The organism is Pseudomonas cavernicola, assembly GCF_003596405.1.
Taxonomy (GTDB): domain Bacteria; phylum Pseudomonadota; class Gammaproteobacteria; order Pseudomonadales; family Pseudomonadaceae; genus Aquipseudomonas; species Aquipseudomonas cavernicola.
The window spans coordinates 152,055-175,064 of the sequence record NZ_QYUR01000008.1; the positions used below are offsets into that span (position 1 = coordinate 152,055).

The 23,010-nt window shown below is 62.0% G+C and carries 22 protein-coding genes, 1 tRNA gene and 2 pseudogenes; 22 read left to right on the forward strand and 3 right to left on the reverse strand.

Annotation, left to right across the window (positions count from 1 at the left end; genetic code table 11):
* Window positions 1–668: 668 nt before the first annotated feature.
* The 22 genes and pseudogenes from D3879_RS22635 to D3879_RS27255 all read left to right on the forward strand — a co-directional run.
* Window positions 669–1,733 (forward strand): annotated as a pseudogene (locus tag D3879_RS22635) (methyl-accepting chemotaxis protein); the annotation flags it as partial.
* A gap of 29 nt (window positions 1,734–1,762) precedes the next feature.
* Window positions 1,763–3,052: an NAD(P)/FAD-dependent oxidoreductase gene (locus D3879_RS22640; RefSeq protein WP_119956491.1), complete on the forward strand. Its 1,290-nt coding sequence runs from the start codon at window positions 1,763–1,765 to the stop codon at window positions 3,050–3,052.
* Window positions 3,049–3,819, forward strand: coding sequence for a thiosulfate oxidation carrier complex protein SoxZ (locus D3879_RS22645; protein WP_119956492.1), 771 nt, complete (start codon window positions 3,049–3,051; stop codon window positions 3,817–3,819). Before D3879_RS22640 ends, D3879_RS22645 begins: the two co-directional genes overlap by 4 nt.
* Before the next feature lie 170 nt (window positions 3,820–3,989).
* Window positions 3,990–5,510 (forward strand): acetaldehyde dehydrogenase ExaC, encoded by a 1,521-nt coding sequence (gene exaC / locus D3879_RS22650; protein WP_119956493.1) that lies wholly within the window; start codon window positions 3,990–3,992, stop codon window positions 5,508–5,510.
* A gap of 432 nt (window positions 5,511–5,942) precedes the next feature.
* The gene (pqqA, locus tag D3879_RS22655; protein ID WP_003253598.1) at window positions 5,943–6,014 is read left to right on the forward strand and encodes a pyrroloquinoline quinone precursor peptide PqqA; all 72 of its coding nucleotides are present in this window, start codon (window positions 5,943–5,945) and stop codon (window positions 6,012–6,014) included.
* Between the two features lie 46 nt (window positions 6,015–6,060).
* Entirely contained in the window at window positions 6,061–6,975 is a 915-nt protein-coding gene (gene pqqB, locus D3879_RS22660) for a pyrroloquinoline quinone biosynthesis protein PqqB (RefSeq protein ID WP_119956494.1), read from the forward strand.
* Between the two features lie 10 nt (window positions 6,976–6,985).
* On the forward strand, window positions 6,986–7,738 hold the full coding sequence (pqqC, locus tag D3879_RS22665) for a pyrroloquinoline-quinone synthase PqqC (RefSeq protein WP_119956495.1): 753 nt from the start codon (window positions 6,986–6,988) through the stop codon (window positions 7,736–7,738).
* A complete protein-coding gene (pqqD, locus tag D3879_RS22670) occupies window positions 7,735–8,028 on the forward strand; it encodes a pyrroloquinoline quinone biosynthesis peptide chaperone PqqD (protein ID WP_119956496.1) in 294 nt (97 codons plus the stop codon). The genes pqqC and pqqD overlap by 4 nt, the downstream gene beginning before the upstream one ends.
* Window positions 8,000–9,175 carry a pyrroloquinoline quinone biosynthesis protein PqqE gene (pqqE, locus tag D3879_RS22675; protein ID WP_119956497.1) on the forward strand — a complete coding sequence of 392 codons (1,176 nt, stop codon included), beginning with the start codon at window positions 8,000–8,002 and terminating at the stop codon, window positions 9,173–9,175. The genes pqqD and pqqE overlap by 29 nt, the downstream gene beginning before the upstream one ends.
* Entirely contained in the window at window positions 9,141–11,030 is a 1,890-nt protein-coding gene (locus D3879_RS22680; protein WP_119956498.1) for a S9 family peptidase, read from the forward strand. Before pqqE ends, D3879_RS22680 begins: the two co-directional genes overlap by 35 nt.
* Window positions 11,031–11,122: 92 nt before the next feature.
* Window positions 11,123–12,286, forward strand: coding sequence for an alcohol dehydrogenase-like regulatory protein ErcA (gene ercA, locus D3879_RS22685; protein ID WP_119956499.1), 1,164 nt, complete (start codon window positions 11,123–11,125; stop codon window positions 12,284–12,286).
* Complete coding sequence (locus D3879_RS22690; RefSeq protein WP_119956500.1) at window positions 12,270–13,970, forward strand: hybrid sensor histidine kinase/response regulator; 1,701 nt, start codon at window positions 12,270–12,272, stop codon at window positions 13,968–13,970. Before ercA ends, D3879_RS22690 begins: the two co-directional genes overlap by 17 nt.
* Before the next feature lie 286 nt (window positions 13,971–14,256).
* Window positions 14,257–15,482 (forward strand): annotated as a pseudogene (locus tag D3879_RS22695) (IS256 family transposase).
* Between the two features lie 283 nt (window positions 15,483–15,765).
* Window positions 15,766–15,869 (forward strand) — tRNA-Leu (locus D3879_RS26605).
* 174 nt (window positions 15,870–16,043) lie between these two features.
* Complete coding sequence (locus D3879_RS22700; RefSeq protein WP_119956501.1) at window positions 16,044–17,330, forward strand: tyrosine-type recombinase/integrase; 1,287 nt, start codon at window positions 16,044–16,046, stop codon at window positions 17,328–17,330.
* Window positions 17,331–17,367: 37 nt separating this feature from the next.
* Entirely contained in the window at window positions 17,368–18,330 is a 963-nt protein-coding gene (locus D3879_RS22705) for a hypothetical protein (RefSeq protein WP_119956502.1), read from the forward strand.
* 168 nt (window positions 18,331–18,498) lie between these two features.
* On the forward strand, window positions 18,499–18,732 hold the full coding sequence (locus D3879_RS22710) for a helix-turn-helix transcriptional regulator (RefSeq protein ID WP_119956503.1): 234 nt from the start codon (window positions 18,499–18,501) through the stop codon (window positions 18,730–18,732).
* A gap of 1 nt (window position 18,733) precedes the next feature.
* A complete protein-coding gene (locus tag D3879_RS27240; RefSeq protein ID WP_238474304.1) occupies window positions 18,734–18,874 on the forward strand; it encodes a hypothetical protein in 141 nt (46 codons plus the stop codon).
* Between the two features lie 12 nt (window positions 18,875–18,886).
* Entirely contained in the window at window positions 18,887–19,057 is a 171-nt protein-coding gene (locus D3879_RS27245; protein ID WP_238474305.1) for a helix-turn-helix domain-containing protein, read from the forward strand.
* Between the two features lie 201 nt (window positions 19,058–19,258).
* Window positions 19,259–21,019: a YfjI family protein gene (locus D3879_RS22720; RefSeq protein ID WP_119957064.1), complete on the forward strand. Its 1,761-nt coding sequence runs from the start codon at window positions 19,259–19,261 to the stop codon at window positions 21,017–21,019.
* Window positions 21,016–21,378: a hypothetical protein gene (locus tag D3879_RS27250; RefSeq protein WP_238474306.1), complete on the forward strand. Its 363-nt coding sequence runs from the start codon at window positions 21,016–21,018 to the stop codon at window positions 21,376–21,378. The genes D3879_RS22720 and D3879_RS27250 overlap by 4 nt, the downstream gene beginning before the upstream one ends.
* A complete protein-coding gene (locus D3879_RS27255) occupies window positions 21,375–21,971 on the forward strand; it encodes a hypothetical protein (protein WP_238474307.1) in 597 nt (198 codons plus the stop codon). Before D3879_RS27250 ends, D3879_RS27255 begins: the two co-directional genes overlap by 4 nt.
* Before the next feature lie 136 nt (window positions 21,972–22,107).
* Here the strand turns inward: D3879_RS27255 and D3879_RS22740 are convergent, their stop codons facing one another.
* From D3879_RS22740 to D3879_RS22745, 3 genes are all read right to left on the reverse strand, one after another.
* Window positions 22,108–22,323: a hypothetical protein gene (locus D3879_RS22740; protein WP_119956505.1), complete on the reverse strand. Its 216-nt coding sequence runs from the start codon at window positions 22,321–22,323 to the stop codon at window positions 22,108–22,110.
* An 87-nt stretch (window positions 22,324–22,410) separates the two neighbouring features.
* Window positions 22,411–22,566, reverse strand: coding sequence for a hypothetical protein (locus D3879_RS26610; RefSeq protein ID WP_158592112.1), 156 nt, complete (start codon window positions 22,564–22,566; stop codon window positions 22,411–22,413).
* Window positions 22,567–22,690: 124 nt separating this feature from the next.
* Window positions 22,691–22,945, reverse strand: coding sequence for a topoisomerase DNA-binding C4 zinc finger domain-containing protein (locus tag D3879_RS22745; RefSeq protein WP_238474329.1), 255 nt, complete (start codon window positions 22,943–22,945; stop codon window positions 22,691–22,693).
* Window positions 22,946–23,010 lie beyond the last annotated feature (65 nt).

The following is a 23,010-nucleotide window of genomic DNA, read 5'->3' on the forward strand; positions in this document are numbered from 1 at the left end:
GGCTTCTACAACTAAGGAACCATAGAGGATCCGGGCCAGTCGACGCTTAATGCTCATAACCATCATAAGACGGCTCCGTGCCATGCCCGCCCAGGGACAAGGCAAGGGTCGGTGCTAGGAGGGATCTCATGCAGCCTGCCGCTTCTCGTTCGTTCCTGCCTTATCTGCTGCACAGCGTGGCTGTGCTGCTGTTGATCGGTGGCCTGCTGCTCGCCTGGTTGCCACTGGGCCTGTGTCTGGCGGCCTTGCTCCTGCTGGTCTGGCTGCCGCGATGGTGGCCGCAGCCAAAATCTGAGCTTGCGGCTCAGGGCGCCGAGCCAGATATCGGCCAACTGACCCGTGATCTGTCCCGGCGCACCAGCCATAATGCGCTCTCCGCCGCCGGCGTGGCCTTCGCTGTCCAGCGCCTGGGCGAGAGGCTACAGTCGCAACTGGATGCCGCCGCGCGCATCGTCGCCAGTGCCGACGTGATGATTCAGACCGAAGAAGTCACCTCAAGCCGCAGTCAACAGGCCGCGGGCGCGGCCATCGAGGCGCGGCAGAGCAGTGCGGCCGGGCATGCCCTGCTGCGTGAGGCGATTGCCTGCATGCATCAGCTCAGCGCCCGCGCGAGTGCCAGTCGGCAAACCATCGAGGCGCTCAGCCAGCGCAGCGAGGAAATCCAGCGCGTCACCCAGGTGATTCAGTCGATCGCCAGCCAGACCAATCTGTTGGCGCTGAATGCCACCATCGAGGCGGCGCGCGCTGGCGAGCACGGTCGCGGTTTTGCCGTGGTGGCCGACGAGGTACGCGGCCTGGCCGGTCGCACCGCTACCGCCACCGAGGAAGTCGGCCAGATGGTCGCCGATATCCAGCGCCAGACCGCCGCCGTGGTCGAGCAGATCCAGCAGTTGGCCAGTGACCTGGACGTTGGCGTTGGCCAGGTCGAGCGCACCGGCGAGCACCTGCAGAGCATCGCCAACCTGGCAGTGGCAGTGGAAGGACAGATCAGTGAAATCGCCGTCGGCGCGCAGATCAATCGCGATCAACTGGCCAGCCTGTTCGCCGCCGTCGGGCAGATGCGCAGTGATCTGGTCGTCAGTGAGGAGCAGACCCAGCGCCTGGCCAAGGCCGCCACCGAGCTGGAAGGCCAGGCCGAGAGCATCAGCGAGCGGCTCGCCGAAGTCGGCCTGGACGACTACCACCAGCGCATCTACGATCTGGCCCGCGAGGGTGCCGGGCAGATCGCCGCGCAGTTCGAGGCGGACATCGCCCAGGGCCGGATCGGCCTCGACGAGCTGTTCGACCGTCAGTTCCGCGCCCAAGCCAACACCTTCCCGACCAAGTACAGCTCGCGCTTCGACCACTACACCGATCAGGTGCTGCCGGCGATTCAGGAACCGCTGCTGAGGCAGCACCAGGGCCTGGTATTCGCCATCGCCTGCACACCGGAAGGTTATGTGCCCACGCATAATCAGTCCTTCAGTCAGAAACCGGTCGGCAACCGCAAGCTCGATACCGCCCGCAGTCGCAGCAAGCGCCTGTTTAACGACCGCACCGGCATCCGCTGCGGCAGCCACCAGCAGCCGCTGCTGTTGCAGACCTACACCCGTGACACCGGCGAACTGATGCACGATCTGTCGGTGCCGATCTTCATCAAGGGGCGGCATTGGGGTGGCCTGCGTCTGGGCTACAAACCGGAAGGCGCGGCGCCTGCCGGTCGCCAGGCGAGCAAGCGTGCCGCGCTGGCCTGAGTGCGAACCGACGCGGGGAGTATGGCGCGATGTTTGAGGCCGGGCTCAAACGCCGGACCCTGCTGGGTGCCCTGACCATGCTGCCCTGGCTGGCCGGGTTGCCGGCGCGTGCGCGGGGCAGCCAGGCGCGGGTGCTGGTGGTCGGTGGCGGTTTTGCCGGGGCGACCGCCGCCCGTCATTTGAAACTGGCCGATCCGAGCTTGGACGTGATCCTGCTGGAGCCGCGCAAGCAGTTTCACACCTGTCCGTTCAGCAACTATGTGATCGGTGGCCTGCGCAGCCTGGCCTCGATTAGCCGCTCCTATCACTCCCTGGTGCGCGATCTGAAGATCAACCACCTGCAGGCCTGGGTCGAGGACATCGACCCACTAGCGCGCCAGGTGCGCTTGGCCAATGGCCGCCAGCTGAACTACGACCGCCTGGTGCTGACGCCGGGCATCGACATGCGCTGGAATGCCGTGGAGGGCTATGACCAGGTTGCCAGCCAACAGATCGCCCACGCCTGGCAGGCCGGCGCGCAGACCGAACTGCTGCGCCGCCAACTGGCGGCCATGGACGATGGTGGCTTGTTCCTCATCAGCGTGCCGGACAATCCCTATCGCTGCGCGCCAGGACCCTACGAACGCGCCAGCCTGGTGGCGCATTACCTGCAAACGCACAAGCCGAAATCCAAGCTGCTGATCCTCGACGGCAAGGACAGTTTCTCCAAGCAGGCGCTGTTCCAGGAAGGCTGGAAACAGCGCTATGGCGAGATGGTCGAGTGGGTCGGGCGCGCCGGCGATGGCCGCGTGCAGCGTGTCGATGTGCGGCGTCGCGAGGTGGAAACCGAGTTCGGCAGCCGTCATCGCGCCGCGGTGATCAACCTGATCCCGCCGCAGAAGGCCGGGCTGATCGCCGAACGCGCCGGGCTCACCGATGCCAGCGGCTGGGTGCCGGTCGATCCGCGAACCTTCCAGGCTCGCGCCAACCCGGACATCTATGTCGCCGGCGACGCCAGCATCGCCGCACCGATGCCCAAGTCGGCCTACTGCGCCCACGCCCAGGCCAAGGTCGTGGTGGCCGCCTTGCTCGCCGACCTGGCCGGTGTCGCGCCGGCCGAGCCGCACTGGCGCAACACCTGCTACAGCGCGTTGGCACCGGGGGCTGCGGTGTCCATCGCGGCCAATTACCAGGTCGCCGATGGCGTCATCATCGAGCAGCCGGGCAGCCTGCTGCTCAGCCCGCTGGCCGCAGCGGATGCCCTGCGTGCCCAGGAAGCGGCTGAGTCCGAGGCTTGGTATAACGCCATCTGCGCCGATGCCTGGGGACTGCCGGCGTGAAAATCGCTGTGGGCCCGGCGCTGGCCGCGCTGCTGGCGCTCGCTGTCTGTTCCGGTCTGGCCCACGCCGATTACGGCACGGCGCAGGCCGAGGTCACCCGCCTGCTGGCCGGTGCCAACGTGCAAACCCAGGGTTTGACCCTGGAATTGCCGGACTGGCAGGAGGACGGCGCGTTCGTGCCCTTGACCTTGCATCTGCAAGGCGCGCAGCCACCCGTGCAGTTGAGCTTGCTGCGCAGCGGCGAGGACGAGCCTCGCATCGCCCGCCTGCAACTCATGGCCTGGCGCGAACCGCTGGAGCTTTCCACCCGCGTGCGCCTACCGCAGAGCCAGCAACTGATCGCCGTTGCCCGTGATGGCCGCGGTCGCGTATGGCTGGCCGCGAATAGCGTCGCGGTGCTGGGTAGCAGCTGTCTGTCCACCCCGATGAGCGACCCGCTGGCGGGGCTGGGGCAGATCAAGGCCTGGGCCGACGGCGATGCGGCACTGGAACTGCGTAGCATGCTGCGCCACCCGATGGAAACCGGCCGGCGCAAGAATGCTCAGGGGCAGTGGTTGCCCAGGCGCTTGTTGCGAAGCTTCGAGGTGGCCGCAGGGCAGGGCGTCTTGTTGCGAGTCGAGCCCTTCGAGGGGCTGGCGGCCAACCCGTATTGGCGGTTGATGCTGCCATTGGGCACGGGGCCACTCGAACTGCGTTGGCGCGATGCCGACGGCCAGTCGTATCAGACCTCGCTGAGTCAGCCCGCAGCGGCCAGTCCCGCTCACTGAGACGGCACTTTGCCTGTAAGGCCCATGGCAGAGCCTGCCAGGCGCTTTACTACCAAATGAGTAGCTCTCCTGTGCCATAGGCGCATACCGACGCCATAGGGTACATAATTAAAATTTAAACATGACCTGTCCTATGTCCAGGGCAGGCTCCGACAAGAGAGGCCATCGCCATGATCTACGCGCAACCAGGCACTGCTGGCGCCGTCGTTTCCTTCAAGCCCCGTTACGGCAATTTCATCGGCGGTGAGTTCGTGCCGCCGGTGCTCGGTCAATATTTCACCAATACCTCGCCGGTGAATGGCGAAGTAATCGCCGAGTTCCCGCGCTCCAGCGCTGAAGACGTCGAACTCGCCCTGGATGCCGCCCATGCCGCCGCCGATGCCTGGGGCAAGACCTCGGTGCAGAACCGTTCGCTGGTGCTGCTGAAAATCGCCGAGCGCATCGAAGCCAACCTCGAAGTGCTGGCCGTGGCCGAAACCTGGGACAATGGCAAGGCCGTGCGCGAAACCCTGAATGCCGACGTGCCGCTGGCCGCCGACCACTTCCGCTACTACGCCGGTTGCATCCGCGCCCAGGAAGGCGGCACCGCCGAGATCGACGAGCACACCGCCGCCTATCACTTCCATGAGCCCTTGGGCGTGGTCGGGCAGATCATTCCGTGGAACTTCCCGCTGCTGATGGCCGCCTGGAAACTGGCTCCGGCCCTGGCGGCGGGCAACTGCATCGTGCTCAAGCCGGCCGAGCAGACCCCACTGTCGATCAGCGTATTGATGGAGCTGATCGGCGACCTGTTGCCGCCGGGCGTGCTCAACGTGGTCCAGGGGTTCGGCCGCGAAGCCGGTGAGGCCCTGGCCACCAGCAAGCGTATCGCCAAGATCGCCTTCACCGGCTCTACTCCGGTCGGTTCGCACATCCTCAAGTGCGCCGCCGAGAACATCATCCCGAGCACCGTCGAGTTGGGCGGCAAGTCGCCGAACATCTTCTTCGAAGACATCATGAGCGCCGAACCGGCCTTCATCGAAAAAGCTGCCGAAGGCCTGGTGCTGGCGTTCTTCAACCAGGGCGAAGTCTGCACCTGCCCATCCCGCGCCCTGGTGCAGGAGTCGATCTACGACGCCTTCATGGTCGAGGTGATGAAAAAGATCAAGGTAATCAAGCGTGGCAACCCGCTGGACACCGAGACCATGGTCGGCGCTCAGGCGTCCGAGCAGCAGTACGACAAGATCCTCAGCTACCTGGAAATCGCCCAGCAGGAAGGTGCCGAACTGCTCACCGGCGGCGCCGCCGAGCGTCTGGAAGGCGACCTGGCCAGCGGTTACTACATCCAGCCGACCCTGCTCAAGGGCAACAACAAGATGCGCGTGTTCCAGGAAGAGATCTTCGGCCCGGTGGTCGGCATCACCACCTTCAAGGACGAAGCCGAAGCCCTGGCGATTGCCAACGACACCGAGTTCGGCCTCGGCGCCGGCCTGTGGACCCGCGACATCAACCGTGCCTACCGCATGGGCCGGGCGATCAAGGCCGGGCGCGTGTGGACCAACTGCTACCACTTGTACCCGGCGCATGCCGCCTTCGGTGGTTACAAGAAGTCCGGCGTCGGCCGCGAAACCCACAAGATGATGCTCGACCATTACCAGCAGACCAAGAACCTGCTGGTCAGCTACGACATCAACCCGCTGGGCTTCTTCTAAACCCTCGCAGCCGGCCGCGTGCTCCCGCGTGCCGGCTGTATTTTTTGCCGATGCACCTCCCGAGGTGCGGTTTGCCAACGAAGCTGTACGCCTACTCCTAAGGGTTGGCAAATCCCTATCGCAACGCGGCCTCGGCCGCGTTTTTTATTGTTTGGCCTGGGTGGTGGGCGGTCATTAGCCCCGTAGCCCCGCAGGCTGGGCTTCAGCCCAGCACCGTAGGCATCTGGGTGGGCTAAAGTTCACTCTGCGACACCGAGTCAACGCACTAGCAAGGCCTGCTGGGGCGCAGGCTGGATAACCTCTTACCCGTCCAGCGCATGCGCTACCAAATCACGAGGAAAACTCCTCCGAAAGTACCATTCGGTGCTTGCTGGCCCGGTGGTTAACTGGCTTTGCCGGAATCTTCCGGCGCATAAAAACGAGGATTGAGCCATGTGGACTAAACCCGCCTTCACCGATCTGCGTATTGGTTTCGAAGTGACCATGTACTTCGCCAACCGTTGATCCGCTTTGCCCCGGCTCGCCGGGGCATTTGCGTCGGGGAACCAGCATGCATATCCAGATTCTCGGCTCCGCCGCCGGCGGCGGTTTTCCCCAGTGGAACTGCAACTGCCGCAATTGCCGCGGCGTGCGTAACGGCAGCCTGCGTGCGCAACCGCGCACGCAATCGTCAATCGCCCTGAGTGACGATGGCGTGCACTGGATTCTGTGCAATGCCTCGCCCGATATTCGTACCCAGATCGAGTCCTTTCCGGCGCTGCAACCGGCGCGCAAATTGCGCGACACGGCGATCGCCGGCATCGTCCTGCTCGACAGCCAGATCGACCACTGCACCGGGTTGCTGACCCTGCGTGAGGGCTGCCCGCATCAGGTCTGGTGCACCGAGATGGTCCACCAGGACCTCAGCAGCGGCTTTCCGCTGTTCAACATGCTCGGCCACTGGAATGGCGGCCTGCAGCATAACCTGATCGAGCTGGACGGCACGCCGTTCAGCATTCCGGCCTGCCCGAACCTGCGCCTGACCGCGATTGTCTTGCGCAGCAGCGCGCCGCCGTATTCGCCGCACCGCGGCAACCCGCACCCGGGCGACAACATCGGCCTGTTCGTCGAGGATCTGCAGAGCGGCGGCAAACTGTTCTACGCCCCCGGCCTCGGTCAGGTCGACGACGCCTTGCTGGCCTGGATGCGCCGCGCCGACTGCCTGCTGGTCGATGGCACGCTGTGGCGCGATGACGAAATGCGCGTCTGCGAAGTCGGCGACAAGCTCGGCAGCGAGATGGGCCATCTGGCCCAGAGCGGCCCGGGCGGCATGATCGAGGTGCTCGATGGCTTGTCGGGGCCGCGCAAGATCCTCATCCATATCAACAACACCAACCCGATTCTCGACGTCGATTCTGCGGAGCGCGCCATCCTGGCGGAGCACGCCATCGAAGTCGCCTGGGATGGCATGAGCATCCAGCTATGAGGGGCCAGATATGAGCAGCGTCGCCATGAGCCCGGCCGAATTCGAGCAGGCACTGCGCGCCAAGGGCGCCTATTACCATATCCATCACCCGTTCCACGCGGCCATGTACCAGGGCCAGGCCAGCCGCGCGCAGATTCAGGGCTGGGTGGCCAATCGCTTCTACTATCAGCTGAACATCCCGCTGAAAGACGCGGCGATCATGGCTAACTGCCCGGACCGCGACACCCGCCGCGAGTGGGTGCAGCGCATCCTCGATCACGATGGCGCGCCGGGCGAGGAGGGCGGCATCGAAGCCTGGCTGCGCCTGGCCGAAGCCGTGGGCCTGGATCGCGAACAGGTGCTGTCGCAGGAGCTGGTGCTGCCCGGCGTGCGCTTCGCGGTGGACGCCTACGTCAACTTCGCCCGCCGCGCCAGTTGGCAGGAGGCGGCGAGCAGCTCGTTGACCGAACTGTTCGCCCCGCAGATCCACCAGTCGCGGTTGGACAGCTGGCCGCAGCACTACAGCTGGATCGACCCGGCCGGTTACGACTACTTCCGCAACCGCCTCAAGCAGGCGCGCCGCGATGTCGAGCACGGCCTGCGCATCACCCTGGAGCATTACCGCAGCTACGAGGCGCAACAGCGCATGCTGGAGATCCTGCAATTCAAGCTGGACGTGCTGTGGAGCATGCTCGATGCCATGAGCATGGCCTACGAACTGGAACGCCCGCCATATCACAGCGTCACCCGCGAACGGGTCTGGCATCGGGGGATTGCGCTATGAGCAGCCTTGCCCAACACGCGGCTATCCAGCAGCAGGTACCGAAGCTGCGCCGCGGTTTCCGTTTGCAATGGGAGCCGGTGCAGAACTGCCACGTGCTGCTCTACCCGGAAGGCATGATCAAGCTCAACGACAGTGCCGGGGAAATCCTCAAGCTGGTCAACGGCCAGCAGAGCGTCGCCGCCATCATCGACGAACTGAGTGGGCGTTTCCCGGATGTGCCGGGCATCGACGAAGACATCCTTGCCTTCATGGAGGTAGCCAATGCTCAGTTCTGGATCGAGTTGCACTAAGTCTGCAGCCGGGCCCGAAGCGCTCAAGGCGCAGCCCGGCCCGCCGCTCTGGCTGCTGGCCGAGCTGACCTACCGCTGCCCCTTGCAGTGCCCGTACTGCTCCAACCCGCTGGACTTTGCCAAGCAGGGCGATGAGCTGACGACCGCCGAGTGGATCGAGGTGTTTCGCCAGTCGCGCGAGATGGGTGCGGCGCAACTGGGCTTCTCCGGTGGCGAACCGCTGGTGCGCCAGGACCTCGCCGAGCTGATCAAGGCCGCCCGGGACATGGGCTACTACACCAACCTGATCACCTCCGGCATCGGCCTCAACGAAGCTCGCATCGCCGAGTTCAGCGAGGCCGGGCTGGACCATATCCAGATCAGCTTCCAGGCCGCCGACGAGGAGGTCAACAATATGCTGGCCGGCTCGAAGAAGGCCTTCGCGCACAAGCTGGCGATGGCCCGCGCGGTCAAGGCCCATGGTTACCCGATGGTGCTCAACTTCGTCATCCATCGGCACAACATCGACCGCATCGAGCGCGTCATCGAACTGTGCCTGGAGCTGGAAGCCGACTTCGTCGAGCTCGCCACCTGCCAGTTCTACGGCTGGGCCGAACTCAACCGCGCCGGGCTGCTACCGACCAAGGCGCAGTTGCAGCGCGCCGAGCGCATCACCAACGAATACCGGGCCAGGCTGGAAGAGCAGAAGCACCCGTGCAAGCTGATCTTCGTCACTCCGGACTACTACGAGGAACGGCCAAAAGCTTGCATGAACGGTTGGGCCAACCTGTTCCTCGATATCACCCCGGACGGCACCGCGCTGCCGTGCCACAGCGCCCGGCAGTTACCGGTGCAGTTCCCGAATGTGCGCGAACACAGCATCCAGCACATTTGGAACGACTCCTTCGGCTTCAATCGTTTTCGTGGCGATGCCTGGATGCCCGAACCGTGCCGCTCCTGCGACGAGAAGCACAAGGATTTCGGCGGCTGTCGCTGCCAGGCCTTCATGCTCACCGGCGATGCCAGCAACGCCGACCCGGTGTGCAGCAAGTCGGCGCACCACGGGCTGATCCTCGCCGCCCGCGCCGAGGCGGAGCAGGCCCCGCATGGTTTGGACGACCTGGTCATGCGTAATGAGCGTGCCTCGAAAATCATCTGCAAAGCCTGAAGTCCGATCTTTCGGCTTCTGGGACAGTGAATACGGTGCGGCGCAAGCTGCCGCTGCCAGTCGCGACTTCGCCGAGTTGCGCGTCGGCGCCTTGGGCCTTTTGTGGATAGAGTTCTGCCCGCAGACCTCGCGCTGCACGCTCTGGCACTGGCGCGCCGGCCGGGCCCAGTGCCTGACCCCGGCGGATTTCTCCCTGCGCAGCCGGGTCTACGAATACGGCGGCGGCGCCTTCTGCCTGACCGATCAGGGCATAGCCTTCGTCAACGAGGCGGACCAGCAGATCTACCTGCAAGCCCTGGATGGACAACCGCAACGCCTCACAGACCGCGTCGATAGCCGGTTCGGCGATCTGTGTTTCGCTGCCCGGCAGCAGGCCGTGCTGGCGGTGGAGGAGCGTCAGGCAGAGGGCAGGGTCGAGCATCGCTTGGTCAGCTTCAGCCTGGATGACGGGTCCCGTCGGGTCATGGTCGAGGGCGCCGACTTCTATGCCGGGCCAACCCTGAGTGAAGATGGCGAGCGCCTGGCCTGGATCGAATGGAATCGCCCCGAACAACCCTGGACCGCAACCCGCTTGTTCCTGGCGGAGCGGGACGGGCAGGGCGGCTGGTTGCCGGCACAGGTGGTGGCCGGGAACGCAGGCGCCGAGTCTCTGCAACAGCCGCGTTTCGGCGTCGATGGCCGCCTGTTCTGCCTCAGCGACCGCCACGGCTGGTGGCAGCCTTGGGCCGAACAACAGGGCCAATGGCTACCGGTAGGGTGCGTCGCTGCTGCCGACCATGCTGCAGCGCCCTGGCAATTGGGCGCCTGTAGCTACCTACCGTTGGTGGACGACGGGATGTTGCTAAGCCGTTTCGTCCAGGGCTGGGGTGAGCTAGTGGAGCGCTGCGCGGATGGTACGGAACGACCGTTGGCCGAGGCCTTTAGCCGTTTCCGTGCCTTGGTGGCGGATGCCGAGAACTTCTACTGCATCACCGCCGCGCCAGAGCGCTTGCCGGCAATTCTGGCCATCGACCGCTTCGACGGCTCGGTGCAGGTACTAGCTGGCGGCGAACAGGCGCTGCCCGACGCACAGCTGGCGCGGCCACAGCCATTGAGTTTCGCCAGCGCTGGCGAGCAGGCTCACGCCTTCTTCTATAAGCCGACGAATGCCGGCTATCGGGGACCGGAAGGGGACAAACCGCCCTTGCTGATATTTCTCCATGGTGGGCCGACCTCGGCCTGTTATCCGGCGTTCGACCCGCGTATCCAGTTCTGGACCCAGCGTGGTTTCGCCGTGGCGGATCTCAACTATCGAGGCAGCAGTGGGTTTGGCCGCGCCTACCGGCAGCGGCTCCAGGGCCAGTGGGGGGTGATCGAGGTCGAGGATGCCCTGGCACTGGTCGCGCATCTGGCCGAGCGCGGGCTGATCGATCCTGTTCGGGCCTTCATCCGTGGCGCCAGTGCCGGTGGTTACACCACGATGTGCGCCCTGGCGTTCCATAACGTTTTTCGTGGCGGTGCCAGCCTGTACGGCGTCAGCGATCCCCTGGCACTGCGGCGGGTGACGCACAAGTTCGAGGCCGATTACCTGGACTGGCTGATCGGCGACCCCGAGCGCGATGCCGAACGTTACCGGGCCCGCACACCGCTGTACCACGCCGAGCGCATCAGTGCGCCGTTGATCTTCTTCCAAGGCGGGCTGGACGCCGTGGTGCTGCCGCAGCAGACCGAAGCCATGGTCGCCGCCCTGCAACAGCGTGGCGTCCCGGTCGAATATCACTGCTATGCGGATGAGCGCCACGGCTTTCGCCAGTCCGCCCATCTGGCCGAAACACTTGAGTTGGAATGGCGCTTCTACCAACGACTGCTGGGCTAGCCGGCCGCTGACTGCGTTAGTCGCATTGCAATAGCCGACGAATGCAGTAGGCTGCTCTGTATTACTTCATTACAAGAAAATCAGGCCGTTGCATGAGCCACGATGTAAGCCAGCTGCGCAAATTCGTTTCCCCGGAAATCATCTTTGGTGCCGGCTGCCGGCATAACGTTGCCAACTACGCTAAGACCTTCGGCGCCCGCAAGGTGCTGGTGGTCTCCGACCCCGGGGTCGTCGCCGCCGGCTGGGTCAGCGATATCGAGGCCAGCCTGCAGTCGCAGGACATCGACTATTGCCTGTATACCCAGGTGTCTCCCAACCCGCGGGTGGAAGAGGTGATGCTCGGTGCGGAAATCTACCGCGCCAATAACTGCAACGTCATAGTTGCGGTCGGCGGTGGCAGCCCGATGGACTGCGCCAAGGGCATCGGCATCGTGGTCGCCCACGGCCGCAGCATCCTCGAGTTCGAGGGCGTGGATACCCTCCGCGTGCCCAGCCCGCCGCTGATCATGATCCCCACCACCGCCGGCACCTCGGCCGACGTCTCGCAGTTCGTGATCATCTCCAACCAGCAGGAACGGATGAAGTTCTCCATCGTCAGCAAGGCGGTGGTTCCCGACGTGTCGCTGATCGACCCGGAAACCACCGCCAGCATGGACCCGTTCCTGTCCGCCTGTACCGGTATCGATGCGCTGGTGCATGCCATCGAGGCCTTCGTTTCCACCGGCCACGGCCCACTCACCGACCCCCATGCGCTTGAGGCGATGCGCCTGATCAACGGCAACCTGGTGCAGATGATCGCCAGCCCCAACGATATAGCCCTGCGCGAGAAGATCATGCTCGGCAGCATGCAGGCCGGGCTGGCGTTCTCCAACGCCATACTCGGCGCGGTGCACGCCATGTCCCACAGCCTTGGCGGTTTCCTCGACCTGCCGCACGGCTTGTGCAACGCGGTGCTGATCGAGCACGTGGTGGCCTTCAATTACAGCGCCGCGCCGGAGCGTTTCAAGATCATCGCCGAAACCTTCGGTATCGACTGCCGCGGCCTCAATCACAACCAGATTCGCCAACGGCTGGTCGAGCACCTGATCACCCTCAAGCATGCCGTCGGCTTCCATGAAACCCTTGGCCTGCACGGTGTCGGTAATTCCGACATTCCGTTCCTGTCGCAGCATGCCATGGACGACCCCTGCATCCTCACCAACCCCCGCGCGTCGAGTCAGCGCGATGTCGAGGTCGTCTATGGCGAGGCCCTCTGACGAACAGCAAAAAGCCATGGCTGGGCTGCTTGGGCTCGGTAGCCATTCGGCACGCAAGAGCCATTACCCGGAACTGCTGACCCGCCTGGAAGAACTGGAAACCGAGCGCAATCGCTACAAGTGGCTGTTCGAACATGCCGTGCACGGCATCTTCCAGGCCAGCCTGCACGAGGGCCTGCGCGCCGCCAATCCGGCGCTGGCGCGCATGCTTGGCTACGACGACCCGCAGGACGTGCTGTGGTCGCTGACCGATATGGCCAGCCACCTGTTTGTGGGCGGCGAAGCCGAGCTGCTGCGGATTCGTGAAGTGCTGCGTGAGGGCCCCGGCCTGTTCGGTTACGTGACCCGCCTGCGCCGCAAGGACGGCAGCCACGTCGATGTGTTGATGAACCTGCTGCTGAAACCGGATGAAGATGGCTTGGTAGAAGGTTTTGTCGCCGACATCACCGAGCGCATTCAGGCCCAGCAACGGCTGCAGACCCTGAATGAGGAGCTGGAGCAGCGCGTCGCCACTCGCACCCAGGAACTGCAGACGCTCAACCAGCAATTGTGCGAGGCGCGCGATGTGGCGCAGGCGGCCAACCTGAGCAAGGACAAGTACCTGGCGGCGGCCAGCCATGACCTGCTGCAGCCGTTGAATGCCGCGCGCCTGCTGATTTCGGCGCTGCGCGAGCGTGGCCTGCCGGAGGCCGAGCAGCTGCTGGTGGAACGCACGCACCAGGCGCTGGAAGGTGCGGAGGATCTGCTCACCGACCTGCTGGATATCTCCAAGCTGGACCAAGCGGCGATCAAACCGGATGTCGATGTCTACCGCCTGGACGAGCTGCTGGCGCCGTTGGCCTCGGAGTTCCAGCCGGTGGCCGCTGCCGCTGGGCTGAACCTGCGCGTGCGTATCCCGGCCTACAGCGTCAACACCGATTTCCGCCTGCTGACGCGGATTTTGCGTAACTTCCTCAGCAACGCCTGCCGCTACACCGAGCGTGGCGGCATCCTGCTCGGCGCCCGCCGGCGTGGCGAAGTGCTGGCGCTGGAGGTCTGGGACACCGGTCGCGGTATCGCCGCCGATCAGTTGCAGTCGATCTTCCTCGAATTCAATCAGCTGGATGTCGGTCGCGCCGCCGATCGCAAGGGCGTCGGCCTGGGGCTGGCGATCGTCGAGCGGATCGCCGCCATGCTCGGCTATGCGGTGCGGGTTCGTTCGCAACCCGGGCGCGGCTCGGTGTTCAGCATCGACGTACCACTGTCCCGGCAAGCCCCCGTGGTCAGCAGCGCGGCGGTGGTTCTGCAGGCGGGAGCCGGCAATCCACTGCCGGGGCGGCGCCTGCTGGTGCTGGATAACGAACTGAGCATTCTCCACAGCATGGCCTCGCTGCTCGGGCAATGGGGCTGCGAGGTGCTCACCGCCACCGACCAGGCGGTGGCCTTGACGGCGCTGCAGGGCCAAGCGCCGGAGCTGATCCTCGCCGACTTCCATCTCGATCACGGGGTGACTGGTTGCCAGGTTGTGCAGCATCTGCGCGAGCATTTTGCTCAGCCGATACCGGCGGTGATGATCACTGCCGACCGCAGCGATCAGTGCCGCCGCGAGATGCAGGCCTTGGGTGCGCCCTTGCTAAACAAACCGGTAAAACCCGGCAAGCTGCGCGCGGTGCTCAGCCAGTTGCTGCGGGTCGAGACGGGCTGAGCGAGGCCGCTAGAGGTGGACTGTGAGCGGTTGCGCAGGAGGGGCGCCTGCTGAATCTGCCCAGGCCTCGAACACCCGGCCCGGTTCACCGTCCGCCCAGGACGCTGGTTACTGTTCCGCTTGCGCGTGTTTGCGGAAGAATCGACTGAAATATCCGACGTCGGAGTCCCAGATGCTGATATTGGACCGAGAAGGAGTGGAAACCGGGCTGGAAGCTCAAAGTGGAGGGTGTACTCATGGTGTCTCCGGTCTTTGAGCGACACTGTCGCACCAGACCGGAGACACCATGAGTACCCCGAAACACCCCATACCTGACGAGTTGTTGAACCAACTGCTGGCCAACTACCAGAAGCCCGATGACCTGATCGGCGAGAGCGGCATCCTCAAGCAGCTGACCAAGATGCTGGTCGAGCGTGCCCTCGATGCCGAGATGCCCTCCATCTTGGTCATGGTAAGAAAGAGCCTGTGGTCAATCCTGTCGGCAATGCCTGCAACGGCCACAGCCAGAAGCCCCTCACGGGCGAGTTCGACGCCTTGCCGATTGATGTGCCGCGTGACTGGCATTGCAGCTTCGATCCGCAGATCATTGCCAAGCACCAGACCCGCTGGATTGGCTTCGACGTCAAGATCCTGTCGCTTTATGCCCGGGGCATGGCGGTGCGGGAAATCTAGTCGCATCTGGAGGAGATGTACGGTGCCGAGGTCTCGCCCGGTCTGATCTCGTCGGTGACCGATGCCGTGGCTGACGAGGTCAAGGCCTGACAGTCACGCCCCCTGGATATGGTCTACCCCATCGTCTACCTCGACTGCATCCACACCAAGGTGCACGAGGGGGCTGTACGGGTAAAGGCGGTATACCTGGCACTGGGTATCAACCTGTCCGGAGAGAAGGAGATTCTCGGCCTGTGGATCGCCCAGAACGAGGGCGCCAAGTTTTGGTTGCAAGTGGTTACCGAGCTGCGCAATCGGGGAGTACAGGACATCTTCGTCGCCTGCGTAGATCGCCTGAAGGGCTTCCCCGAGGCCATCGAGGCAATATTCCCCCACACCAGTGTGCAGCTGTGCATCGTGCACATGGTCAGGCACAGCCTGAACTACGTATCCTGGAAGCGGCGCGCCGAGGTGGCTGCTGATCTGAAACGGATTTACCAATCCACCACGTCGGACGAAGCCGAACTGCGCCTTGGTGAGTTCGAGGCCAAATGGGATGACGAGTATCTGCCGATTGGCCAGTCCTGGCGGCGCAACTGGGCACGGATCACGCCGTTCTTCGACTTCCCGTCGGAGATCCGGAAAGTGATTTACACCACTAATGCCATCGAGTCGGTGAACATGAGCCTGCGCAAGATCACCAAGAACCGGGGCTCGTTCCCGAGCGACGAAGCGCTGTTGAAACTCTTCTACTTGGCCCTGCGCAACATCAGCAAGAAATGGACGATGCCGATCCGTGACTGGATGGCGGCACTGACACGCTTTACGATCAGCTACGAAGACAGGCTGCCGCAGCAGTAACCCCAACCCCGGTTACACAAAATTCTGCACACCCTCCTCCCTGTCCTGGCTAGTCAAGGACATCGACATATTTGCCAATTAACGCCACTTGTGACAGCGCTGCTCCAAACCGCTTGAGCAACGCCAGCATGTGCGCCAGGTCTGGATGAGTAATTGACTCCAAGGCGGCAAGCATACCCAGAAGGGGCGGAGAGCGGTGGTCAAAGCCAGCGTGAACTAAACGTGAGTCACGCCAGTTTGCAGCGTGTACTATGCGGCGTTTCTTGGTACGGCGTGACCGATTGCGGGCGGCTCAAGCTGTTGATTTTAGTGGCTTATCTGTTGCGCTTTATGATTTAGGTTCCAGCGCCGCAAGGCGTGAGAGTTCGAGTCTCTCCGTCCGCACCATTACTGTTTTTCTGGGTGCTCCCGAATACCCCTAAAAAAACTGTAACCCTAGAGAAACCGGCCTTCGTAGCCGGTTTTTTTATGCCTGTATGCTTTTCAATGCTCCCGTGTATGCCTTGGCTCCGTGTATGCCTGTGTGTATGCTTAAGTTCGTCTTAGGCTGGGCATACAAGAATGAAGCGCGCAGAGATAAAGCGTCGGCCACTGGCTGACACCGTTCTAGCCACCCTTGAACCTGAGTCAGCTCCCTATCGTGAGGTTGACGGTAACGGCCTGTATTTTCGAGTGAAGCCCAACGGCACCAAGTCTTGGGAATTGCGCTATAAAAAAGCTGACGGCAAGTGGAGTTGGCACGGTCTAGGCGGTTATCCCGATCTGTCCGGTGCGCTGGCGCGTGAAAAGGCCGGGGCTGCAAAGTTGCTGATGGCTGGTGGTACTGACCCGGTGCAACACAAGATCGCCCAGCGAGACGCCAAGGAAGTGGCCCGCACGAATACCTTTGCCGCTGCGGCCGAGTATTGGTTTCAGCGCAAGCTGCAAGACGGGCGTGCCGAAAGCACGCTAGCGCAAATGCGCCGTTTTCTGGACAGCGATATATTGCCCACCTTGGGCGACAAGCCGCTAAACGGAATCACCCGCCGCGATTGCGCCGCACTGCAAGAACGTATCGAGGGGCGGGGCGCGCCAAACGTGCGCGACAAAATCCGCGTAGCCCTGCGCCAGATATTCAGCCAATCCATTGCACGCGGCCTGTGTGAGAACAATCCAGCCAGTGAGCTTGGGTCGATTGCCACTCCAACACCCGAGGCCACGGCCTACCCGCACCTGTTAGAGCCTGAACTGCCGGCTTTTTTGCAGGCCATGCGCAGTAGCACCAGCCGTATTCCCGCGCTTACTGCCACTTGGCTGGTTATCTGGACTGCCAGCCGTCCAGGCATGGTGCGTAAGGCTGAATGGTCTGAAATCGACTTTGAGCGCGCCACTTGGAGCACTCCCGCCACCAAGATGAAAGCCGCTCGGGATCACGTCACACCATTAAGCCGACAGGCGCTTGAGGCTTTGCACGAACTGCAGCGCATGACAGGGCGCGGGCGTTACCTGTTTCCTGGTATTGGGGCAAAGAACCCGGTTATCAGCGAGAACACTATAAACCTGACCTTAAACAAGGTCGGCTACAAAGGCCGCCTAGTGGGGCACGGTAGCCGCCACACGGCCAGCACCTTGCTGCGCGAGCATGGATGGGCAAAGGATCACGTCGAAGCCCAGTTAGCGCACAAAGAGGAGGGCATGGCTGGCGTGTACAACCAAGCCGCCTACTTGGAGCAGCGCCGTTCGATGCTCCAGTGGTATGCCGACTATTTGGACGCGCTAGAGGCCGGCATGACGCCTGCCAAGCGTGCCGACTTCGACAGCGCAGTGAATGCCATAGCCACCAACGTGGTAACGCTCAAGCGCGCTTAATTTTTTTGGCTGGGCTATCCCGGCATGGACGTGGCTAATGAGTCAGAAACCAACCGCCGAGGAGTTTCTCTCACTCTCGGAAGCTGCTTCCCGATATCACTACATGATTCGTGAATGTCTCAATGTGGTATTTCGCGAAGTGCAGCAAGGGAAACTTACCGGTGCTGAAATAACTGACCTTGTTGAGCGGTCGGTAGAGGCTCATGAGATGGCGCACGAAGCATCACTTGGGGTCGAGGGGGTATGCGCGCTTAAGTGGCTTGAGAAACAGGCTCATTTTTGTGTGGCCAAAAAGGCAGCGAATTTCAAGGATGATGATCCGGGCTGGCCAACTAAGTTTGAGAGTATTATTCGATACTGGAACGACAGTAAATATTCCAGTCGCAGTCCGTATTTATCCGTGTCGCACGAGTATTTGGATTTTGTTTCTGGGGTTGGTGGTGCAGCATATGGCTATATGTCAGGGCAAAGCCTTCGCGAGGCGTTGAATGGCGCTAACACTCTTGAAGAGATAAAATCGCGACTATTGGAGGTTGAAAGTCTACTGGCCGCCTGTATGCTCTCTAAGAGCTTGAGTGCGCATATTTCTGATGCGCTGCAGATAGAGAGAGCAGTAGGAATTTTAGATAGTGAAGCCCCGTTAATAACTCCGGTGAGCTGCAGGAACGATGCGAACCTTCCAGCAAGGCTTATGGCGTCTGAGCTTATTTGGCATTATGAGAGGAAATTTGGAGAGCCGCTAATAGATGCAGTATTCCAACTGTTGGGGCTATTTTTCGAAAACGAAAACCAATTAGAAAAGCGCACGCTTCAACGTTTAGCCGCTCAAGTAAACAAGCAAGCTGAGCGGCGCGAAGAGATATATCTTGAGCAAGGCCGAATTGAAGAAGAAAGGCTTGCTGCTATGGTGCCTGCGCGAACTCAGCGCGAAGCCTTCGCAAGGCTAGAGAATGAAAGATTTAGAGCTGCATACGAGCGCATGCCGAGCATGAAACCTTAGTTGCGTCAGAAGATGTCGATTTTAACCCTGTCTTCTGACGCAACTAACTAGATCAAAAACGCATAGCTTGTTGCGTCAAAAGCCAGAGTGAATTAGCCGCGCTTTGTCGGCGGAAACAGCATTACAGTTCAATAAGCTTTGCTCCTGAACTCACCCAGGACTGAAGTCATGAATACCGATGCACCCATCGTCACACCAGCTAGCCCAATAGAACTAATCACCATTAATGAGCTTGGCCCGATCTTGCTTCGGTCACGCTCTGGCGTGGACAAGTTGCGCGCCAAAGACCCAACGTTTCCCAAGCCTCTCAAGGACGGTACTGGCCGGCAGGCCCGCGTTTATTTTGTGCGGGCCGAGGTCGAGGCATGGCTGCGCGCCAAGCTGGACGCGAGGGCAGAATAAAATGGCGGACAAAAATAAGGCCGACCAATCGGCCAGCCTCAAGAAAACGCATACCCATGATATCAGTAGCACCGCGCAACGCTGTCGCTTGCTTGAACGCTTGCGCTTGCAGCCGGTGGACACCATCACTGCACGCAGTTAGCTGAACATCATGATGCCCGCAGCCCGTGTAAAAGAGTTGCGCGACCGTGGGCACGACTTCTGCCGTTGCCTCATCACCCTGACTGACGATCACGGCCGCAGCCATCACGGCATTGCGTTCTACTTCCTGAACACCAACACCAACACCAACATCAGCACCGCCTCCGTCCAAGCCGAGGTTTAACCCATGCAAATTCAAAACGGCGCACAAGTGCCGACAAGATTGGCTTGCCAAAATTTGGCCGCAGCTCCTGTTCAGCCTCGCACCAGCGAGCGCCGACCTGGTGCTGTTGATTGCCATCGAGGTACTGCTGATATGGTCGTAGATCCCATTCAATCCGCTCCGTCCCTCCCTCAAGAGCACGCTGCCACAAAGTGCCGCATGATGGGTATTCTTGATCACAATCCAGACCTGGCCGACCTGATCCGCGATGACAGCCATGCACAGGAGTTGATTGCCGAGAGCGAAGCCCACCGGCAGTTGCTGGACGCCAGCCTGCGCGCACCCTTGCCACTGCCACTGCCACTGCCACTGCCACTGCCACTGCCGTTGCTGCCCGACCTGGAGACTGCCACCCCGTACCCGCTGCAAGCCCTGGGCAAGTTGTTGGGTGGCGCGGTTGTCGCCATTGTCGAAGCGGTACAGGTGCCCGACGCACTGGCCGCACAGTCCGTCCTTATGGCAGCGGCCATGGCGGCGCAAGCTCATGGCAACACCCAGCGTGCCGGCCAACTGATCCCGCTGGCGCTGTTCGGCCTGACGGTGGCCGAGTCTGGCGACCGCAAGTCGGCGGCGGATAGGCTGGCCCTGTGCGCCCACCAGGCACGCCAGCGCGACCTGCTGGAAAGCTACAAGGCCGAAGCCAAGGAGTATCGCAACCAGCGGGATGCCTACCAGAGAGCGCGCGTTACCATTCTCGACAAAGCCAAAGGCGACCCCGCTGCCGTGGCCGCCGAGCTTGGCAAACTGCAAGAGCCCATAGAACCGCCATCGCCCCTTATCATTGCCGAGGAACCGACCCTGGAGGGGCTGCAGAAATCACTGCTGCGCGGCCACGCATCACAGGGGTTGTTCAGTGATGAGGGCGGTCAGTTCTTCGGTGGTCACGCCAGCAAGCCGGAGAACATGCTCAAGAGCGTGGCCGGCTTGTCCAAGCTCTGGGACGGCGCCCCCATCATCCGCACCCGCGCCGCTGAAGGTGAAAGCGCATCACGCAGCGGTTGCCGCTTGAGCGCAAACCTGATGATTCAGCCCATCGTTGCGCAGGCGGTGTTGGGTAATCCGTTGATGCAAGGCCAGGGCTTCCTTGCGCGGTTCCTGATCGCATGGCCGCAGTCGCTGGCAGGTAGCCGTTTTTACCGGGACGCCGACCCCACCAAGGATGTCCGGCTGGGCCGCTACTGGCAGCGCATGGCATACCTGCTGACCCTTGAACCGCAACGCGACGAGCACGGCGAACTGGCGCCGCCCATTCTGCACCTGGAGCCAGAAGCATTGGCCGCCTGGATCGTCGAGCATGACGCCATAGAGGCCGCACTCGGTAACGGCGGCGACCTGCAAGAGATCAAGCCAACCGCCGCCAAAGGGGGCGAGAACCTGCTGCGTATTGCCGGCGTGCTGGCGGTAGTCGAGAACACTGGCGGTATTACCCTGTCCATCGTTAAACGTGCCGGCGTGCTAGTGCGCTGGTATTTGGCCGAAGCCCTGCGCCTGACCAACCCCGCCAAGGCTGAGCCGCATTTGGTAGCGGCACAGCGGCTGTTGGATTGGCTGCATAGTAATGGCTGGCAGACCTTCGAGGCTCGGGCCTTGCAGCGTGAGGGGCCGCGCTTCGTCCGCAAGAGCGCCACCCAACGTGATGCGCTGCTGGCCGTGCTAACGGAGCATGGCCAGTTGTTAACCTGCGACGGTAAGCAATTCAGGCTCAACCCCATGGCGACAACGGCGACGGCGGCGACACCACCCGCGCCGAAAGGCCATAGCGATGGCGACACTCTGGCGACAGCCGGCGACAAAACCCCGGCAACCCAATCGCTGTCGCCGCGTGTCGCCACCCTGTCGCCCATTCAGGCACCAGCAAACCAGGCGGTTGTCGCCGTTGTCGCCATTGTCGCCAAGCCGGTAATGTTCGGTGGTGAGATATGAGCACCGCCGAAGTGTTGAGCATGGCCAAGGCCGAAGGCGTGACGCTGATACTGGTTGGCAACCGGCTGACCTGGGAGGCAGACCACCAGCCGCCTGCCGATCTGCTGGCCAACATCAAGGCGCACAAGCTGGAATTAATCGAGACGCTGATCACCGCTAACGATCCAGCCGAACAGGAGCTGCAACACACCGTCCACACCGCCGCCACAGCCTCGCCTGACTGGCTACTGGTGCGTGACCGCCACATCGGCCACTTGATGGCCTGCCGTGCCTGCTACGCACCGACGGGGCGCTACTGTGTGGTCGGCGCTGAGCTGTACCAGCAGTATCGCGACACAGAAATGGAGGCAATAGTATGAGTGCCAAGCTTGTTGTGCAGATGCTTGAAGGCGAAACAACAGAAACCGCCATGGCACGGATCGCGCTGACCCCCGAGTATCAGAGCGCTGCGGCGATGCTCAGTTGCCAGAATCTTGGCGGCACGCCGCTGATGGAGCTGGCAGGCGAACTGAAGATACAAACGGCAGCCCTCAAGCAAGGTGATATGAGTCGAGCAGAGGACATGCTGCTGGCGCAAGCGCATGCACTGAGCGGATTGTTTAGCAACTTGCTCAGCAGGGCCATGGGGGCCAAGCATATGGATGCTTTCGAGAGCTACATGCGGATGTCGCTCAAGGCACAGAACCAGTGTCGCGCCACCTTGCAGACCCTGGGAGAGCTAAAGACGCCGAAGCAAATCGCGTTTGTTCGACAAGCCAACATCGGCAACCAGGTACAGGTCAACAACAACGGCTCAAAGCCCGCGCGCACGCGGAAAACTAAAAAAGCGCAGAACGAAGTATTGGAGGCGGAGTATGGCGAACGGCTGGACACCCGAGCGACGGGCACGGCAGGCAATGCTGATTCAGCAATGGCGACCCTGGGAAAAAAGCACCGGGCCGATAAGCGCTGATGGCAAAGCCGTAGCCTCCCGCAATGCCTGGAAAGGCGGCTTCAGGCCTCTTATGCGAGACCTGACCAAAGAGCTGCGAGAGCAGGACAGGGTTCGGCGCGAGATCCTGGAATGAGTTCCCCGCCATGGCTGGTGCTCAACCCCAGTCGTAGCGGCGCTCCAGATATTTACTTATGCGTGCGTCGCTCCAGTTGACAGCCTGGTTCAACAACTCTTCTTGCAGGTAAGCAGCCACATCAAGACGGGATACAGGGTATGTGACGCGCCCCTCTTCCAGCTCGCAGTCCCAGTCATCCCACTCCCGAGTCAGCAGCCATAGAGCATCCAGCTCATATGGCTGCAAGTCGCTCACGCGGCTTTCGATGCAGGTATCAATCGTGTCTAGGTAAGCGTGCCAGGAGAAGGAAAGCTCTTGTTGCAGCTGGACACAGATTTCGTCCTAGGCACTACGCAGCCCACTAGTCTCGCCTAACAGCAGGTATTCATCCTGCATCCGCTGAAGGTCGCGGATACAGGCACCCAGCAAACGCTGGGAAAGCGCATACGCCAGGTCGCGGGCTATTTGGTACTCCGAGAGTTTTCGTTCCGTTGCCATGCGCTGTTCCTCCCTTGTGTTTCTGCCTGCGCCTCAGATATCCAGCGGCGGCATCTGGATCGAGCGGCGAACCTAGCCAAACGAGGGACGGGGAGCGTGGAGACGACTCAAATCCTAGGCACGTTCAGCGTGAGGCCTGGCATTGACGGCGATAGGCAGTGGCTCTTCCGCCTAAATTGCCCTTGTGTTTGCAGTAGGGGTAGTTAGTGCAACCGAGGAAGGTGCCGTATTGGCTTTTGCGTTCCACCAGCACCCCCCGTTTGCACACCGAGCAGCGTTGTTCTTGGATGGGTTTACCTTCGATGTCGGTGATGACCACAAATCCATCTTCCACTAATTCATCCAGGAACTCGGACGTTTGTCCTTGCACGGTGAACATAGTCACTGTTCGGCGCGCCCGAGTGAGAGCCACGTAGAACAACCGACGCTCCTCTGAAAGGTAGT